The sequence below is a fragment of the Acidimicrobiales bacterium genome, from assembly GCA_035531755.1.
Taxonomy (GTDB): domain Bacteria; phylum Actinomycetota; class Acidimicrobiia; order Acidimicrobiales; family UBA8190; genus DATKSK01.
In genome coordinates, this window is record DATKSK010000068.1 from 61,510 (window position 1) to 78,414 (window position 16,905).

Annotated in this window: 16 protein-coding genes; 9 read left to right on the top strand and 7 right to left on the bottom strand. The window is 73.2% G+C overall.

Going from position 1 to position 16,905, the window contains the following annotated elements; all coding sequences use genetic code 11:
* Positions 1 to 81: 81 nt before the first annotated feature.
* Genes VMV22_13665 through VMV22_13680 form a run of 4 tightly spaced genes read right to left on the bottom strand, consistent with a single transcriptional unit; the run spans position 82 to position 4,416 of the window.
* On the bottom strand, positions 82 to 1,395 hold the full coding sequence (locus VMV22_13665) for an alkyl sulfatase dimerization domain-containing protein (GenBank protein ID HUY23379.1): 1,314 nt from the start codon (positions 1,393 to 1,395) through the stop codon (positions 82 to 84).
* Entirely contained in the window at positions 1,392 to 2,654 is a 1,263-nt protein-coding gene (locus tag VMV22_13670) for a sulfotransferase (GenBank protein ID HUY23380.1), read from the bottom strand. Before VMV22_13670 ends, VMV22_13665 begins: the two co-directional genes overlap by 4 nt.
* Positions 2,651 to 3,400, bottom strand: a complete 750-nt coding sequence (locus VMV22_13675) for an SDR family oxidoreductase (protein HUY23381.1) — start codon at positions 3,398 to 3,400, stop codon at positions 2,651 to 2,653. Before VMV22_13675 ends, VMV22_13670 begins: the two co-directional genes overlap by 4 nt.
* The gene (locus VMV22_13680) at positions 3,394 to 4,416 is read right to left on the bottom strand and encodes a Gfo/Idh/MocA family oxidoreductase (GenBank protein HUY23382.1); all 1,023 of its coding nucleotides are present in this window, start codon (positions 4,414 to 4,416) and stop codon (positions 3,394 to 3,396) included. The genes VMV22_13675 and VMV22_13680 overlap by 7 nt, the downstream gene beginning before the upstream one ends.
* 24 nt (positions 4,417 to 4,440) lie before the next feature.
* Between VMV22_13680 and VMV22_13685 the strand changes: the two genes are divergently transcribed.
* The 5 genes from VMV22_13685 to VMV22_13705 all read left to right on the top strand — a co-directional run bounded on the left by VMV22_13685 (position 4,441) and on the right by VMV22_13705 (position 8,898).
* Positions 4,441 to 5,016, top strand: coding sequence for a VOC family protein (locus tag VMV22_13685; GenBank protein HUY23383.1), 576 nt, complete (start codon positions 4,441 to 4,443; stop codon positions 5,014 to 5,016).
* A gap of 92 nt (positions 5,017 to 5,108) precedes the next feature.
* Positions 5,109 to 5,729: a sulfotransferase gene (locus tag VMV22_13690; GenBank protein ID HUY23384.1), complete on the top strand. Its 621-nt coding sequence runs from the start codon at positions 5,109 to 5,111 to the stop codon at positions 5,727 to 5,729.
* 96 nt (positions 5,730 to 5,825) lie between these two features.
* Positions 5,826 to 6,602 carry an acetoacetate decarboxylase family protein gene (locus tag VMV22_13695; protein ID HUY23385.1) on the top strand — a complete coding sequence of 259 codons (777 nt, stop codon included), beginning with the start codon at positions 5,826 to 5,828 and terminating at the stop codon, positions 6,600 to 6,602.
* A gap of 84 nt (positions 6,603 to 6,686) precedes the next feature.
* Complete coding sequence (locus VMV22_13700) at positions 6,687 to 7,556, top strand: SDR family NAD(P)-dependent oxidoreductase (GenBank protein HUY23386.1); 870 nt, start codon at positions 6,687 to 6,689, stop codon at positions 7,554 to 7,556.
* 118 nt (positions 7,557 to 7,674) lie between these two features.
* On the top strand, positions 7,675 to 8,898 hold the full coding sequence (locus VMV22_13705; GenBank protein ID HUY23387.1) for an amidohydrolase family protein: 1,224 nt from the start codon (positions 7,675 to 7,677) through the stop codon (positions 8,896 to 8,898).
* Positions 8,899 to 8,904: 6 nt separating this feature from the next.
* Here the strand turns inward: VMV22_13705 and VMV22_13710 are convergent, their stop codons facing one another.
* Positions 8,905 to 10,161 (bottom strand): amidohydrolase family protein, encoded by a 1,257-nt coding sequence (locus VMV22_13710; GenBank protein HUY23388.1) that lies wholly within the window; start codon positions 10,159 to 10,161, stop codon positions 8,905 to 8,907.
* 81 nt (positions 10,162 to 10,242) lie between these two features.
* Positions 10,243 to 11,172 carry an oxidoreductase gene (locus VMV22_13715; GenBank protein HUY23389.1) on the bottom strand — a complete coding sequence of 310 codons (930 nt, stop codon included), beginning with the start codon at positions 11,170 to 11,172 and terminating at the stop codon, positions 10,243 to 10,245.
* Positions 11,173 to 11,498: 326 nt separating this feature from the next.
* Here VMV22_13715 and VMV22_13720 point away from each other — a divergent pair, with 326 nt between their 5' ends.
* The 4 genes from VMV22_13720 (at position 11,499) to VMV22_13735 (ending at position 15,059) form a co-directional block, all read left to right on the top strand.
* Positions 11,499 to 11,939 carry a CBS domain-containing protein gene (locus VMV22_13720; protein ID HUY23390.1) on the top strand — a complete coding sequence of 147 codons (441 nt, stop codon included), beginning with the start codon at positions 11,499 to 11,501 and terminating at the stop codon, positions 11,937 to 11,939.
* Positions 11,936 to 12,442 (top strand): hypothetical protein, encoded by a 507-nt coding sequence (locus VMV22_13725; protein HUY23391.1) that lies wholly within the window; start codon positions 11,936 to 11,938, stop codon positions 12,440 to 12,442. Before VMV22_13720 ends, VMV22_13725 begins: the two co-directional genes overlap by 4 nt.
* Positions 12,443 to 12,637: 195 nt before the next feature.
* The gene (locus VMV22_13730) at positions 12,638 to 13,558 is read left to right on the top strand and encodes a G1 family glutamic endopeptidase (GenBank protein ID HUY23392.1); all 921 of its coding nucleotides are present in this window, start codon (positions 12,638 to 12,640) and stop codon (positions 13,556 to 13,558) included.
* 94 nt (positions 13,559 to 13,652) lie between these two features.
* The gene (locus tag VMV22_13735) at positions 13,653 to 15,059 is read left to right on the top strand and encodes an MBL fold metallo-hydrolase (protein ID HUY23393.1); all 1,407 of its coding nucleotides are present in this window, start codon (positions 13,653 to 13,655) and stop codon (positions 15,057 to 15,059) included.
* Between the two features lie 139 nt (positions 15,060 to 15,198).
* Here the strand turns inward: VMV22_13735 and VMV22_13740 are convergent, their stop codons facing one another.
* Positions 15,199 to 16,857 carry a DHA2 family efflux MFS transporter permease subunit gene (locus VMV22_13740; GenBank protein HUY23394.1) on the bottom strand — a complete coding sequence of 553 codons (1,659 nt, stop codon included), beginning with the start codon at positions 16,855 to 16,857 and terminating at the stop codon, positions 15,199 to 15,201.
* Positions 16,858 to 16,905: the final 48 nt, after the last annotated feature.

Below are 16,905 nucleotides of genomic sequence, written 5' to 3' on the forward strand. Positions count from 1 at the left end.
CTGCTGCTCGTCCCCTGCTGCGACCCGGCTGTCGACGACCTGCAGGGGGCGGGGGCCTGGGACGCCCGGCGTGCGGCCGCGTCACCCCTGCCGTGCGAGGCGCCAGCGCGCCAGTTCGTGGTGCAGCCAGCCGCTCTCCCAGAAGCTGACGTCGCCGCCCCCGTCGAGGAGGGCCTGGTGGGCGTCGATCATGACGTCGACGGCGGCGCCGTGCGACGGCTCGCGCCGGAGGACGGCCTCGGCCAGATGGATGGCCACGACGGCCTCGCCCGCCCCGAGCCTGGTGCGCGCCCGTGCGGCCACGGCGTCGGGCCCGGCCAGGTCGACGAGCTCGGCGAGCGCTTCTCCGGGCTCCACCGGGTACAGCTCGGTAGTCGAGCGCAGGCGGAACCATCCCACGTACGTCTCCCAGATGGTGCGCACGCCCCACGCCACCGTGCCGTAGCCCTCCCCCACGCGCAGCTCGGGTGGCAGGCGGATCTCGCGCATCAGCGTGAACACGTCCGTGCCCTCGTTCATGCCGACCAGCGTCGCGCGGTGCACGTGGTCGACGGCGTCGTGGAGCCGGGCCAGCGATCCGTCGATGAGCGCCTGCCCGACGATGGGCTGGTGGCGCCCGGTCACCAGCATCGAGGGCCGCAGCGCCCGGACGGTGCGGATCGACGCCAGGTACGGCTCCACCAGGCGGTAGCGGTCGCCCCGCAGGGTGTTGAGGTTCGGGAAGTGCGGGAAGAGCGGACCCACCAGGTTGCTGATCATGCAGATGCCGTGCTGCGGCAGCCACACCACGCAGCTGTCGACGGTCTCGCCGCCCGGCGTGGCGATGAGCTCCAGTTCGAGGCCGCCCACCCGGAGCTCGAGGCGTCGCACGAAGGTGTCGTCGGGGACCGGCTTGTCCTGGCGCATGGGGATGCCCGGGTTCTGCGCGGCGATCTCCTTCGCCCGGCGGCCGCTGACGTCGAACCACACGGCGGCCGTGCGCAGCCGCAGGGCGGCGATGCGCTCGTCGTCGTGCTGGCATGCCTGGTTGTCGGCCTGGGCCACGTAGCGCGTGCCGGGCTCCCGGAACAACCCGACGCCGCCGACGTGGTCGACGTGCGCCTGGGTGGTCACGACGTACGGCGTCGGGCCCGGGCACACGGCGTCGAAGACGCGCTTGTGGTGCGGCGCCTCGTAGCCCATGCCCGTGTTCACGATCACCCGGCCGGCATCGGTCACGAGCATGTAGGCCGCCGTCGTCCCCCCCGAGCGGTACAGGAAGTCGGTCAGGCGGTGCGCCGGGTCGTCGTAGACGGGGGTCAACAGCTCCTTGCCGGGTCGCTCGTCGACCAGACGGTCCACGGCCCCCGGGTCGACGGGGGTGGTGTCGTCATGCGTCGGACTGCTGGCACTCATCGGACCTCCACCTCCACCGGGACGGCGTCGTGGTAGAAGCTGAAGTGGGCGCGCACCTCGTCGGGCCGGACGCCGAAGTCGACACGCAGGTCGTAGGCGACCTGGCCGTCCTTGTCCCGCGGGTGACCGGCGACGTAGGCCCTGATCTGCGCCCGCGCCCCGTCGGTCACGGCCAGCCCGGCTGTCTCGTAGATGCGCTCGACGGTGGCCTCGTCGTCGGCCATGAATTCGTGGAACAGCACGTCCGCCCGCCGGTCGGCCGGCACGAGGTGCCCGTCGCGGAGGGACGCCTCGAGCAGGCGGCGGATGCGGTCGGTCCAGTAGGTGAGGTACCAGTCGGGCTCCGGGGTGCGGTAGCTCATGCGGGCCGCGTAGGCCATCATCGTCGCCGCCGACTGCACCACCGACACCGGGTCGCGGTGCGTGACCACCACGGTGGCGTCCGGGAAGGTGGCGAGCAGCGGGCCCAGCTGCTCCAGGTGCTGCGGGGACTTGAGCACCCAGCGCTCGCCGGGACGACGCCACTGCAGGATCTGCAGCACCGTCTTCAGGTAGCCGTAGTGCGGGGTCTGGTCGTGCGCCAGGTAGTGGTCACGCCAGCGCGGGGCGCGGGCGACCCATTCGAGCTGGTAGCTCGAGAAGTCGGGCAGCTGCAGCTCCAGCTCCTCGTGGACGTGGTCGGGGCGCATGGGGTGCATGGCGGCCATGACGGGGAGCATGGCCTCCATGCCCTTCCAGTCCTGTTCCGCCCGGCGGTAGCGGGGGTCGGCGGCGGGTGACGCAGCCGGCGCATCGTCGGGGCCCGGTACCGGCTCGTAGCTCTCCCACAGCGGCAGCGAGCGCAGGCGCCGGTCGGCGGCGATGAGGTTGACCAGGTGGGTGGTGCCCGACCGGGGCAGCCCGACCACGACGATGGGCGAGGCGATCTCGACGTCGAGGATCTCCGGGTGCCGGGTGAGCAGGTCCCGGATGCGGAGGCGGTTGCCGGCGTAGCGCACGCAGTCCCGGAACAGCATCATCCGCCCGAGCCCGGTGCGCTCGGGGTCGGCGTCGACCTCGTCGAGCCACAGGCCGAGGCGGGCCCGGAAGTCGTCGGCCCCGAAGTCGGCGAGGTCGGTGCGCTCGACGGCGGCCGCCAGAACGGCGTCCACCGTCAGCTCGACGGGGTGGCGCTCGCCGTGGTCGAGGGCGGCGCGCTGCACGTCGGTGAGCTCGGGCTCACGCAGGTCGGTGATGCGGATGCGCGCCCCGGAGGTCATCCCTGGACCGAGAAGCCGCCGTCGACCGGGAGGGTCTGTCCGGTGACGTAGCGCGCCGCCGGGCTGGCGAGGAACAGGACGACGGGCGCGATGTCGGCGGGCGTGCCGAAGCGACGCATCGGGGTGCGCTCCAGGATCGGCTTGGTGATGGCGTCGTGCGGCATCATGATCGCGGTCATGTTGGTCTCGATGACGCCGGGCGCCACCGCGTTCACGCGGATGCCGTGGCGGGCCCAGGCGACGGCCAGGGTCTTGGTCATCTGCACCACGCCCGCCTTGGCGGCGCCGTAGCCGGGGACGAACTCGATGCCGAAGTAGCTCGCCATCGAGCCCAGGTTGACGAGGCTGGCGCCCCCGTCGACGGTGCTCGCCTCCAGGAGCGGCCGGCAGGCGCTCGCCATGCGGAAGGCGGAGAAGAGGTTGACGGCCACCACCTCCTCGAACACCGCCGGGTCGTACTCGCTGCGGCCGCCGGGCAGGTTCTGGCCGGCGTTGTTGACGAGCACGTCGAGGCCGGGCAGGGCGGCGGCCACGGCGTCGACGGCCCCGGGGTCGGGCAACCGGCAGGGGTGGTAGGCGAAACCGCTGAGGTCGTGGTCGTACTCGCCGGCCGATCCCCGGGTGCCGGTGATGGCCACCTCGGCGCCGGCGTCGCGAAAGGCGGTGGCGATGCCGAGGCCGATGCCGTTCGAGCCGCCGGTGACGAGCACGCGTGCCCCGGAGTAGTCGAAGGTGGTCGCTACCACACCGGCTCCCACCGGCCCGAGGCCGCCGAGCGCACCATCGCCAGCGCGGCGCGCACCTCGCCCAGCGAGTGCTCCGCACCCGCGGGCGCGGGGACGCCGTCGAGCACGGCCGCCTCGAAGGCGGCCATCTGGCGCTCGTAGCTCTGCAGATAGCCACCCTGGCCGACGACCGTGCCGCCGGGGTCGGACCCGTCGTAGTGCTTCACCCGCCCGAGGACGTCGATCACGAGCTCGCCGCGGCTGCCGGTGACCTGGAACAGCGGGAGTGGCGCCGTGGGCCCCGGCGACAGCACGACGTCGAAGCTGGCCACCACGCCGGACTCGAAGCGGCACAGCGCCCGGCACATGGACTCCCCCTCCATGGCCTCGAACGGGCGGGCGGTGGCCGCCACCACCTCGGACAGCTCCCCCAGCCACATGCGCAGCGGGCGCATCCAGTGCGAGCCCACGTCGAGGGCCACGCCGCCTCCGGCGTCGGCCACCGAGAAGCGCCAGTTGCCGGGGCCGGCGAACTCGGCCATGGGCGGGGCGCAGTGCCAGGCCCGCGCCGTGATCACCTCACCCACCGCACCCTCGTCGACGAGACCCTTGGTCAAGACCACCTCCGGCCAATACTGGGCGTTCTCGGCCACGAGGAAGACCGCCGGCGAGCGCCGGGCGGCGGCGAGGATGCGATCGCACGCCTCCACCGTGGGTGCCATGGGCTTCTCCAAGAGCACGTGCCGGCCGGCGTCGAGGGCGGCGACGGCCAGCCCCTCGTGGAGCCGGTGCGGGACCATGATCAGCGCGGCGTCGAAGGCGTCGGCGTCGAGGGCGTCCTCGAGGGAGCCGAACGCCTCGGCGCCGGTCTGCTTCGCCATGACCCGGGCGCGCTCGACGTCGACGTCGACGGCGGCGGTGACGTCGGTGCGCGGCGCGCCGGCGCGCAGGGCGGTCAGGTGCCACGGCGCGATGGCCCCGCACCCCACGAAGGCCAACCGCAGGCGACGCCCGGCGTCGGGGACTGGCGCGACCATGGGGGGCTACCCTACGTGCGCGCTATGGGACCTGCACAGGAGCCGGGACGGCCGACGGCACGGCGGGCGGCGCGGCCCGGGGCCGTCCTCCCCGGGCCCGTCCGGCAGAACGGCTATGTCGTGCGCCACCTGCAGCGCGCCGTCGACGCCTGGCTCGAGGCCGGTGTCGGTCCCTGGCTCGTGATGCCGCACATGAAGCAGACGGGCTCGCTCTACCGGGGACGGCCGACCGAGCCGGTGGTGTCCATCGCCTTCGCCAACTCGGGCGAGCTCCAGCTCGAGCTCATCGAGCAGGAGGACGACGCCCCCAGCATCTACCGGGAGTTCCTCGACGCCGGCCGGGAGGGGTTCCACCACCTGGCCTGGTGGGCCGAGGACTTCGGGGCCGTGGCCCGGGCCGCCGGGGAGGCGGGCTGGCCGCTGGTGCACGCCGGCGACGGCGGAGGCATGGCGCAGTTCGCGTACTACGACACCGGCGGCGTCACGAGCACCGTGGTGGAGGTCATGGAGCTGACCGACGCCACCCGTTGGCTGGTCAGCACGGTGCGCGACGCCTCGGTCGGCTGGGACGGCTCCGACCCGGTCCGGAGCCTCTTCTGACTCCCGGCCGTCTCCACCCCGTGCCGGGGGTCGGAGTTATGGCAGGATCACGCCGGTCCTCGCCAGGCCGGCGGGGTCGGAGGGGGTGTGCGATGGAGATCGCGGTCGTGGGAGCGGGCGTCGGCCGGACGGGGACGCATTCGCTGAAGCTGGCGCTCGAGCAGCTGCTGGGGGGCCCGTGCCACCACATGATCGAGATGATGGGCGATCCCAGCCAGATCCCCGCCTGGACCGACGCCATCGACGGCAAGCCCGTCGACTGGTCGGAGATGCTGGCGCGCTACCGGGCCATCGTGGACTGGCCGGGTGGCTCGTTCTGGCCGGAGCTGTCCGGCGCCTTCCCCGACGCCCTCGTGCTGCTGTCGGTGCGCGACCCCGATGTCTGGTACCGCAGCGCCGCCAACACCATCTTCCTGGCATTCGACCAGGTGCCCCCGGAGCTCGCGCCGTGGATGGAGGCGGTGCGCCGCCTGCTGCGCGACCGGTTCAGTGACAAGTTCGACGACCCGACGGCCATGATGGACGCCTTCGCGCGCCACAACGACGCCGTGCGCGCCGCCGTCCCCGCCGGCCGCCTGCTGGAGTGGTCCCCCGAGGACGGCTGGGGCCCGATCTGCGAGCGGTTGGGGTTGGCGGTCCCCGCCGAGCCGTTCCCCCTCACCAACTCGACGGCCGAATTCCGCGAGATGCTGGGCCTGGCCCCGCTCAGCTAGACAGCAGAGCGACACCGGCGAGTCGGCACCGGCGAGTCGGCACCGGCGAGCTTTGATCGGGCCCGGCGTCGGCCGCCGGGCACGGAAGGGGGATGCATGGCCGTTCGGTACGCGGCGAGGAGCCCGGAGCAGCTGCGCAGCCGGGAGGTCGAGAAGACCTCGGTCGGCGCCTGGTCCACCGTACTGGTCGCCACCTTCGAGACGGATCCCGACGTCCTGGCCTCGGTGCTCCCCCAGCCCCTGGAGCCATCGTCCCGGCCGCTCGCCAAGGCCACCTTCGCCAGCGTCGACATCCCGGGCCTGCCGACCTTCGGGGCCGGGAGCGTCTCCGTGCAGTGCATGCACGAGGGCACCGTCGGCTACTACTGCCTGGTGATGCCCATGAGCACCGAGCAGTCGGTCATCGGCGGCCGCGAGACGTTCGGGGAGCCCAAGAAGATCGGCCAGGTCACCGTGACCGTCGACGGCGACGACGTGCGGGGCACCATGGGTCGGATGGGCGTCACCTTCGCCGAGTTCACCGGCCGCGTCACGAGGGAGCTCGACGTGCCCCCGGTCGAGACACGCACCGACTTCTACTTCAAGGCCCTCCCCGCCCCCGACGGCAAGGGACTCGACGCCGACCCCAGCCTCGTCTACTGCACCCGCGAGGAGACCGTGCGGTGGGTGAAGGCGTGCGAGGGCGAGCTCGTGCTGCGCGAGTCGCGCGTCGACCCGGTTGCCGACCTCCCGGTCCGGGCACTCACCGACGTGACCGTCGGGGAGCGCAATTCCATCCAGCGGGGGCGGATCCACTCGACGGTCCCGGCGGCGTGGATCGTGCCGTTCATGCACCAGCGCTACGACGACCTGTCCCCGCTGGGCGAGGGCTGACGGGCCGATGCGGGTCCACGGAGCGGGCCCGACGACGGCACGGTCGACGACGGCACGGCCGACGACGCAGGCGGGCTGACGGCGATGGACTACGAGGACAAGGTGGCCGTGGTCACGGGCGGCGCCGGCGGCATCGGCCGGGGGCTCGTGCACGCGCTGCTCGACCGGGGGGCGCGTGTGGTCGTCGCCGACGTGGAAGAGGGCGCGCTCGACATCGCCGTGCGCGAGTGCACGGCGCGCGGCGCGGTGCGCGGGGTGCGCACCGACGTGGCCGACACCGCCTCGGTCGAGGCCCTCGCCGACGACGTCTACACCACCGAGGGCCGCTGCGATCTGCTGTTCGCCAACGCCGGGGTCACCTCGGGGGGAGGCGGCCTGCCGTGGGAGCAGGAGATCAACGACTGGCGGTGGTGCTTCTCGGTGAACGTCTTCGGGGTGGCCGCCACCGTGCTCACCTTCCTGCCCCGCATGCTCGACGCCGGCGCGCCGGCCGACGTCGTGGCCACCTCGTCGGGCGACGGGGGCGTGGCCCCGGTGCCCCACGCCAGCGTGTACGCCGCGTCCAAGGCCGCCGTGAGCTGCTTCATCGAGGCCGTGGCCCACCAGCTCCGTACAGTCGGCGCTCCGGTCGACGCCCACGTCTTCTACCCCGGTGGCGGGCTCCTCGACACCGGCCTGTGGACCGCGGCGCGCAACCGGCCGCCCGAGTTCGAGCGCGTGCGGCCCCGCAAGCCGGCACCCGGCACGACCTTCGCCGAGTTCAAGTCCCAGCTCGAAGCGGCCGGGCTCCCGGCCACGGTCGTCGACCTCGACCGGCTCGGGACCAAGGTCCTGGAGGACCTCGACGAGGGGCGCTACGTCCTGGGACCGGACGCGGCGCGCTTCGGGCCCCTGCTGCACCGCCGGGCCGACGCCATCGCCGGCGGGGAGCTGCCCCCGACGCTGCTGCACTGAACGCCCGTTGCACCGAGACACTGCGCACGCAACGCCTGTGCGCCGAGACACTGCGCACCGAGCATCTGTGCGCCGAGACACTGCGCACCGAACGCCTGTGCGCCGACTGGAGCCCGGTATGGAGAACCGCTACACGGTCATCTCGTCCGACACCCACTGCGGGGCCGACGTCACGGACTACCGGCCGTACCTGGCGTCTCGGTTCCACGACGAGTTCGACGCCTGGGCCGCCACCTACGAGGTACCCTTCGCCGACCTGCGCGCCCCCACCGCCTACCGCAGCTGGGACTCCGACCGGCGCATGGCCGAGCACGAGTCCGACGGCATCGTGGCCGAGGTCCTCTTCCCCAACACGGTCCCGCCGTTCTTCGAGGAGGGCAACCTGGTGGCGCTGCCCCCGGGCGAAGCCGACTACGAGCGGCGCTGGGCGGGCGTGCAGGCCCACAACCGCTGGCTCGCCGACTTCTGCGCGGCGGTACCGGGCCGGCGGGCCGGCGTCGTCCAGGTCTTCGTCAACCGGCTCGAGGACGCCCTGGCGGAGGTGTCGTGGGCGGCGGAGCACGTCGACGTCTTCGGGGGCGTCCTCCTGCCGTCGATCCCGCCGGGTTCCGACCTCCCCCCCCTGTACGACCCGCACTACGACCCGCTGTGGCGCCGCTGCGAGGAGCTCGGCGCCGTGGTCAACGTGCACGCCGGCGCGGGACTGCCGGCCTACGGGGAGCTCGAGATCGCCCGGGCCATCATGCTGGTGGAGCTGCCCTGGTTCAGCCACCGGGCGCTGTGGCACCTCATCTTCGGCGGTGTGCTGGAGCGCTTCCCCGCCCTGAAGGTGGCCCTCACCGAGCAGGGCGTGGCGTGGCTGCCGCGCGGGCTCGAGACCCTCGACTGGTTCTACGGCCGCATGGTCCACGGCGGGGCGGCCGAGGCCCTGTACTTCGGCGCCGCCGCCAAGGGCATGTCGATGAAGCCGTCGGAGTACTTCGCCCGCAACGTGTGGGTGGGCGCCTCGTTCCTGCGGTCGTCGGAGTCCGCCCTGCGGCCCGGGTTCGGCCCCGACCGCATCATGTGGGGCGACGACTACCCCCACTCCGAGGGGACGTGGCCCTTCAGCCGCGAGGCCCTGCGCGTCGCCTTCGCCGGCGAGGACCCCGAGGTCGTGCAGCGCTGCGTCGGGGCCAACGCCGCCGCCCTGTACGGCTTCGACCTCGACGCCCTCGCCCCCCTGGCGGCGCGGTTCGGGCCGCTCGTCGACGAGATCGCCGTGCCCATCGACGCCGGTGACTACCCGGTGGCGTCCACCTCCAACGCCTTCGACACCACCCAGGTGCTCCGGGCCTGGTAGCTCCGGTCAGCGGGTGGGCGTGATGCCATACTCCGCCAGCCACCACTTCGCCGACGCCGCCGCGCCCGGGTCCGCCGCCAGCGCCGGGTCCTGGCCGAGGTCGTGCGGCGTCGGGCCGATGCGGTCGGCCACCGGCTGCAGGGCCTCGAGGTCGAAACCGTAGACCCGGGCGGCGGTGGCCCCGAGCAGCTGCTTGGTCTCGTCGACGGGCACGTCGCAGAAGTCGGCCTTCAGCTTGGCGGCGGTGTTCGGCCACGAGCCCTCGGGGTGCGGGTAGTCGGTCCCCCACATCACGGCGTCGAGGCCCAGGACGTGGCGCCGGCGGATCTCCTCCTTCGACATGGTCGACGCCCCCGCGAAGAGGTTGGTGCCGAAGTACTCCGACGGCAGCTTGGAGATCTTGCCCTCCAGCATCGCCGCCATCTTCTTGGTGGTGTGCCCCCCGCCCATGTACTGGTCCCACTTCCACTTGGAGTCGGCGACCCAGTAGGCGGCGGCTTCGGTGACCACGAACATGAGCCCGGGGTGCCGCTCGAAGGCCCCGGAGAACAGCAGGTGCCACGACGGGCGCGCCGCCCACCACACCACCTCGGCCAGGTAGATGCCGAGGTGCCCGTTGTACTCCTCCTGCGGTGCCTCCCCCGAGTGGGTGTGCACGGGAAGGTGCCCGGCCGCGCACGCCGCCCAGAAGGGCTCGTACACCTCGCTGCTGTAGGGCGGGCGGTCCCGCCACATCGTGGGGATCATGACCCCGCGGATGCCGGGCTGCTCGGCGGCCCACTCCGCCTCCTGCACGGCCCGCGCCGGGTCGTGGCACAGCGGCACCAGCGCGATGCCGGCCCGGCGCTCGGGGCTGGTGGCGCACAGCTCGGCCAGGAACCGGTTGTGCGCCCGGGCCCCGGCGAAGGCGAGGTCGGGGTCGTCGATCTCCCCCGCCGACAGCCCGGCGCCGAACGGCGGCGAGCCCATCCCGGTGATGGCGTCGGCGTCGGCGAAGAGCACGTCGGCCGCCACGCCGTCCTCGTCGAGCTCCCGGTCGCGCACCGCCGGGTCGTACGCCCCCCGGAGGCCGTCCGCGTTGGAGGTCTCCCATCCCATGATGAACTCGAAGTTCGTCTCGAGCTTCACGGCGCGCTCCGCCTCCTTGCGGGCCACCCACTCGTCGAAGGCGGGGTGCAGGCGCGACTCCAGGTACGGCCGGTAGTCGGCCAGGGGGAGGCCGCAGTGGCCGTCGGCGGAGATGATCACGTAGTGCTCGGACACGGCAACCCTCCTCGTGGACACACGACCGTCACCCGACACAGTGTCGCCGACGGGCCCCACCTCGGCAGCCGGTGCGGGGCATCAGCCGAAACGGAACCCGACACCGGTGAGCTCCTCGGACACGTCCCACAGGCGCCGGGCGGTGTCGGTGTCCCGGGCGGCCCGGACGAACGGGACCTGCTTCGGGTGCCCCCGCATGCCGAAGAGGGCGTCGGGGCCGAAGTACCGGCCGCCCTCGACGCCGGCCGCGGTGGCGCCGTAGAGGCTCGGCAGGGCCCCGGCCGCCGCGCTCTGGGCGAACACGGTGTTGGCGAGGTCGTTGCCGCGCTCCATGAGCCGCGACCCGGTCATGCGCGGTCCGACGCGCTGGAGGTTGGTGGCGGCGTAGCCGGGGTGCGACGCCACGCTGACCAGGTCCGCGCCGGCGTCGGTCGCCCGCCGGTGCAGCTCCAGCGTGAACAGCTGGTTGGCCAGCTTCGCCTGGGCGTAGGCGCTCCACTTGCCGTAGTGGCGCACACCCTGCAGGTCGTCGAACCGGATGCGGCCGATGCGCGCCACCTCGCTGCTGAGCGTCACGACCCGGGCCCCCGGACGGGCGAGGAGGGTGTCGAGCACCAGGCCGGTGAGGGCGAAGTGGCCGAGGTGATTGGTGCCGAACTGCATCTCGAACCCGTCCGCGGTCTCCCGCCGGGGGATGGCCATGACCCCGGCGTTGTTGACCAGGACGTCCAGACCGTCGAGCTCGGCGTGCAGCGCATCGGCGCACGCCCGGACCGACGACAGGTCGGCGAGGTCGAGCAGCTGGAGCCGCACGTCGGCGGCTGGCACCGCCGCCCGGATGCGGTCCACGGCGGTGCCACCCCTGGCCTCGTCCCGGCAGGCGAGGACGACCCGGGCGCCCGCCCGGGCCAGGGCCATCGCCGTCTCGAAGCCCAGGCCGCTGTTGGCCCCGGTGACCACGGCGGTACGGCCGGCGAGCGGCGGGATGTCGTCGGTGGTCCACCGGGCCATGGACAGCGACCCTACGGGGACGGGGCCGGATCTTCCAGGCCGCCGGGCCGCCGGCGTCAGCCGGGCCCTGTCAGCCGGGCCCTGTGAGCCGGGCCCTGTCAGGGAGGGCCCTTCGGCACGCTCCGTAGTGTCCTGACGTCTATCCGCGCGTGAGTCCTTCGGCCCTGCCGTCGCCGCCGGCGGCGGCCCACGATGAGACCACGGCGGGGAGGAGGTCCCGCCGGGAGGAGCCGGCGCCAACCGGGGACCGGTCGGTGCCGGGGAGGCACCAGGCGCGTCGTGGGCACGCCACCAACGGCCCCGGGGGCGCCCGAGGAGGAGGACGCATGTTGGTACGTGAGTTCATGCACAGCCCCGCCGTCACCACCGGCCCCGACGCGACGCTCGCCCACGCCGCCCGTGAGATGGACCGGTTCAACGTGGGATGCCTCGTCGTGGTCGCCGACGACGGCCACATGATCGGCATCGTGACCGACCGCGACATCGCGGTGAAGGGGGTGGGCGGGGGCCATGACGCCGGGACCTCCGTGTCCACGGTGATGACCAAGAGTGTCGCCACGATCCAGGGCAACGCGCACATCTCCGAGGCCGCCAGCAAGATGGCGGTGTGGGGTGTCCGCCGGATGCCGGTCGTCGGCGTGTCCGGTGCGCTCGAAGGCGTGATCGCTCTCGACGACGTGACGACCGCCATGAGCGACGAGATCGGGTTCCTCCGCAGGACCGTCTCGGCGCAGACGAGCGGGGGGCGCGGCTGGGACGAGCCGTGAGGGACCACCCCAAGCTGCTCGGCAACGACTTCGCCCGCCGCTGGGACCGACGGGGGCCTGCCGACGGCCCGGACCGACCCCGGGTGCTCATCGAGGAACCCGACATCGCCGAGGCCTTCGGCTGTTGGTGCCTCTTGGCCGACAACGGGTACGAGGTGTCGTGGTGCCCGGGGCCGGTGGGCCCGCCGACCCGCGTGTGCCCGCTCGTGGCCACCGGGCACTGTGGGCTGGTTCAGCACGCCGACGTGGTGGTGTCGTCACTCGGGCTTCATCGGGAGGCGTCTCGGATGGTGGTCGCGGCCCTCAGGCGCCGGCACCCGGAGACGCCGCTCGTCGTGCAATCCCCCCAGCAGTCCCTGGTGGTGCAACAGGCGCCCCGGTTCGAGGAGTCCTGGGGAGCCGTGCCGATGCCCGTGTCGTGTCGAACCCTGCTCGACTCGGTCGCGCTCGCCCTCGCCGGCCCCGTCGGAGCGCCACACGGCGATCGCACCGTCGGCTGTTGAAGGGCGCCGACGCGGCCCCGGACCGGACACTCCACGAGGTCCCCGCTGCCCGGTGCCGCCGCCCCTCGCCACCGGACCCCGGCGCGACCCACGGGGAAAGCCCGAGCCGCCGACGCGCCACGCTCGGTGGCGATATGATCGCGGCCGACTTCAACGCCGACCAGGTCCTGGCGGCGTCCGTGGCGGGAGGGTGTCATGTTCGGAGACCGGTCGGCTCGGGCCCGGTGGGCGGTGGTGGTGCCGCGGTTGGCGCTCGTCGCAGGTATCGGGGGCGTCACCCTGATCGGCGCCGGGGTGGCCACCGCGCCGGCGGCGACCCCGGCCCTCCAGATGGTGCCCAACCACTTCCTCGGCACCGCCCGCACGATCGCCCGCACGTCGTCGCCGTCGGCCTCGACCCCTGCGCCGTGCTGGGCGTCGTCGAACTGGTCCGGCTACGCGGTCAGCCAGACGGCGATCTCGGGCCTGCCGTGCGTGCCCGCCTCGGGTCAGACCTACACCGGCGTCACGGGGACGTGGACCGTCCCCACGGTCACGGGGTCGAGTCGAACGTCCACGTACTCGGCGGCCTGGGCCGGCATCGACGGCTTCGCCAACTCGAACCTCATCCAGGCCGGCACCGAGCAGGACTACACCGGCGGCAAGGCCCGGTACTCGGCCTGGTGGGAGATCCTCCCCGCGCCCGAGACGGTCATCCCGTCGATCACGGTCCTCCCCGGTGACGCCATGACGGTGTCGATCACCAAGGGCTCCTCGTCGCAGTGGTCGATCACGGTGACCGACAACGGCAAGACCGGCCACGCCGCGCAGGCGCCGTTCACCACCACCCAGACCTATGCCGGCCCGGGGACCTCGGCCGAGTGGATCCTCGAGGCGCCCCAGGTGAACGGGCGGATCGCCACCTTGGCGCAGTACGGCTCGGCGCCGTTCGACCACGGTACGGCGAACAGCGTGTCGCCGGGCCTGAAGGTCGGCACCGGCGGCGAGATGGTCCAGGGGAACTTCCGCCGTGCGCAGGTGGTCTCCATCCCGTCGAGCCCCGACACCGGCGCGCCCGCGGGTGACGGCTTCGTGACCGCCTACGGGTCGACCGCACCTCCGGCACCGACGTCGTAACCCGGCCCCGGCGCTCGGCCGGAGCGCATCCGGCCGGAGCGAACCAGGCCGGAGCGCACCAGGCCGGAGCGCCCATGGCCCGTAGCATCACGACGTGACCTCCGCCGTGGCGTCCACCCTGTCGTTCCTGGGCGCGACCGGGACCGTGACCGGGAGCCGGTTCCTCCTCGACACTCCCGGGAGCCGGGTGCTGGTCGACTGCGGGATGTACCAGGGCCTGAAGCACCTGCGAGAGCGCAACTGGGCGCCGTTCCCGGTCGACCCCCGGTCGATCGACGCCGTGGTGCTCACACACGCCCACCTCGACCACTCGGGCTACCTTCCCGCCCTCGTGCGCGACGGGTTCACGGGGCCGATCCTCGCCACCGCCCAGACCGCCGCGCTGGCGGCCATCGTCATGGTGGACTCCGGCCATCTCCAGGAGGAGGACGCCGCCTACGCCAACGCCAAGGGGTTCTCCAAGCACCACCCGGCCCGCCCGCTCTACACCGAGGAGGACGCCCACCGGGCGGCGACGCGGTTCCACCACGTGCCCTTCGCCACGTCCACCGCCGCCACCGCCGACGTCACCGTGACCCTCCGGCCGGCCGGGCACATCCTGGGCTCGTCGACCGCCGAGCTGCGCATCGGCGGTGGCGTGGACCGGACGCTGTTCGCCAGCGGGGACCTCGGCCGGTCGAACCACCCCATCCTGCGGCCGCCGGCGCCACCACCGGAGGCGGACGTCATGCTCGTCGAGTCGACCTACGGGAACCGTGTGCACACGCCGGTCGAGGAGGCCGAGGAGCGGTTGGCGGCGGTGATCTCGCGCACCGCCGCCCGAGGCGGCACCGTCGTGATCCCCAGCTTCGCCGTCGACCGGACCGAGGTGATCCTCCTGGCGTTGCGGCGCATGGTGGCGTCGGGACGCATCCCGCAGCTCCCGGTGTACGCCGACAGCCCCATGGCCCTGGCGGTGCTGCACGTCTACCGCAAGGCGATGGCGTCGGGCGATCCCGAGATCCGCCCCGAGAGCGTCACCGGCGGTGATCCGTTCGACCCCGGCTCGCTGCACGAGCTGCGCACCCCGGAGCAGTCGCGCCAGCTCAACGACGTCGACTTCCCGTCGATCATCATCTCGGCCTCGGGGATGGCGACGGGGGGACGCGTCCTGCACCACCTCGCCCGATGCCTCCCGGACCGGCGGTGCGCCGTCGTGCTCCCCGGCTTCCAGGCCGAGGGGACCCGGGGGCGGCTGCTGGCCGACGGCGCCACGACGGTCAAGATGCTCGGTCGCTACGTCCCGGTGCGCGCCGAGGTCGTGGTCGTCGACGCCTTTTCGGCCCATGCCGACGGCGACGAGATCGTCGACTGGCTCCGCCGTGCGCCGCGAGCCCCGGACACCTCGTTCGTGGTCCACGGCGAGCCCCGCGCCGCGTCCGTGCTCGCCGAGCGTCTGGCCAACGACCTCGGCTGGCACGCCGTCGTCCCCGTGCCCGGTGAGCGCGTGCGCGTGGACTGAGGCCGACCCCCGCGCCACGCACGCAGGCGTCAGGGGACGCCCGGGGTCAGTGACCTCACCGGCCTCATGGTGGGAAGCCCGGCTGGTGGGAAGCCCGGCCACGACGTGCTCCCTCGACGATCGCGGTCCTGGTGATCCGCTAGCCGCAGGTCGGCGGCGCGGGCGGTTCGGGCACCGGGCCGGACGGGCCTGGTGGATCGGACGGGCCTGGTGGATCGGACGGGCCCGCGGCTGCGCCGCGGTTGGGCAGGACGGCCAGCACGACGAAGGCGGCCGCGCCCACGACGCCGGCGCCGACCACCAGCCCGATGTCCATGCCGCTCACGAACGACCGCCTGGCCGCCGCGGTCAGTTGCGCCCCGAGGGGCCCGCCCACGCGCTGGGCCACGGCGAGGGCCCCTCCCAGCGAGCCCAGGATCAGGTGGCGGATGTCGGCGGGGATGGGCTGGTGCGCCAGGAGCGGCGCCATGCGGTCCTGGTAGCGGATGTTGAGGGCGGTTCCCAGGATGGCGACCCCGAGCGCGCCGCCGAGCTGGATGGCGGTGTCGCTCGTCGCCGATCCCACGCCGGCCTCGGCGCGGGGGATCGATCCGAGGACCGACTCGATCGACGGCGCCAGGGCCAGGCCGGTGCCCAGACCCATGAGGACGAACAGCGGAAGGGCATCGGTGTAGGTGCCGTGGACCGTCGTCCTCGACAGCAGGCCGAGCCCGACGGCGATGAGGACCATGCCCGAGAAGACGACCGGCTTGGTGCCGACGATCCGGGCGAACACGCTCGAGAGCGGGGCGGCGACCAGCAGCACCAACGCGATCGGCCCCACCCGCAGGCCGGTCTGCAGCGGGCTGTAGCCGAGGGAGAACTGGAGCCACTGGGTCAGGAGGAAGAACATCCCGAGGAGACCGAACAGCACGAGCCCCATGGCGGCGATGGCGGCGCTGAACCGGCGCGAGCGGAAGAACGCCGTCGGCAGCATGGGGTGGCGCGACCGCTGCTCCCAGCGGACGAAGACGGCGAGCACGACGGCAGCGCCACCGAGGGCGCCCAGCACCAGGGGGGATGTCCATGTGCGGCTGGGGGCCTCGATGATCCCCCACAGCAGCGCGCCCATCCCCACCACCGACAGCAGCGCGCCCACGGGATCGGGGCGCGTGGCCGCGGCGTTGCGCGAATTGGGGACGAGGAAGATGGCGGCCACCAGGCCCGCCGCCGCGATGGGGACATTGACCAGGAACACCGAGCCCCACCAGAAGTGCGACAGCAGCCACCCGCCGACGATGGGGCCGGCCGCCACTCCCAGGCCGGTCGCTCCCGACCAGATGCCGATGGCCCGTGCCCGCTCCCGCTCCTCGGTGAAGACGTTGGAGAGGATCGAGAGTGTCGACGGCATGATCGCCGCCGCCCCGATGCCCATGCAGGCCCGGGCGGCGACGAGGTGGTCCGCCGTCCCCGAGAACGCCGAGAACGCCGACCCCGCCGCGAACACGACCAGCCCGGCCAGGAACACCCACTTCCGGCCGATCCGGTCGCCGAGGCTGCCCAGGACGAGCAGGAGGCCGGCGAACGCCACGGCGTAGGCGTCGACGGTCCACTGCAGCTGGGTGGACGAGGCCTGCAGGCGCCGCACGATGGTGGGCATGGCGACGTTGAGGATGGTGGTGTCCAGGCTGATCAACAGCAGGGACACGCACAGCACCGACAGCACGATCCAACGCCTGACCCCCGCGATCACCCCCGGCGAGGCGGCCCGCGGGTCGGGCCCGGGCCCCTCCCCGCGCCGCGGCTCGACGTCCGTCATGGGCCCAAGTCTCCGACAGGGACCCCCGCCCGCCCTAGGGCCGTTCGA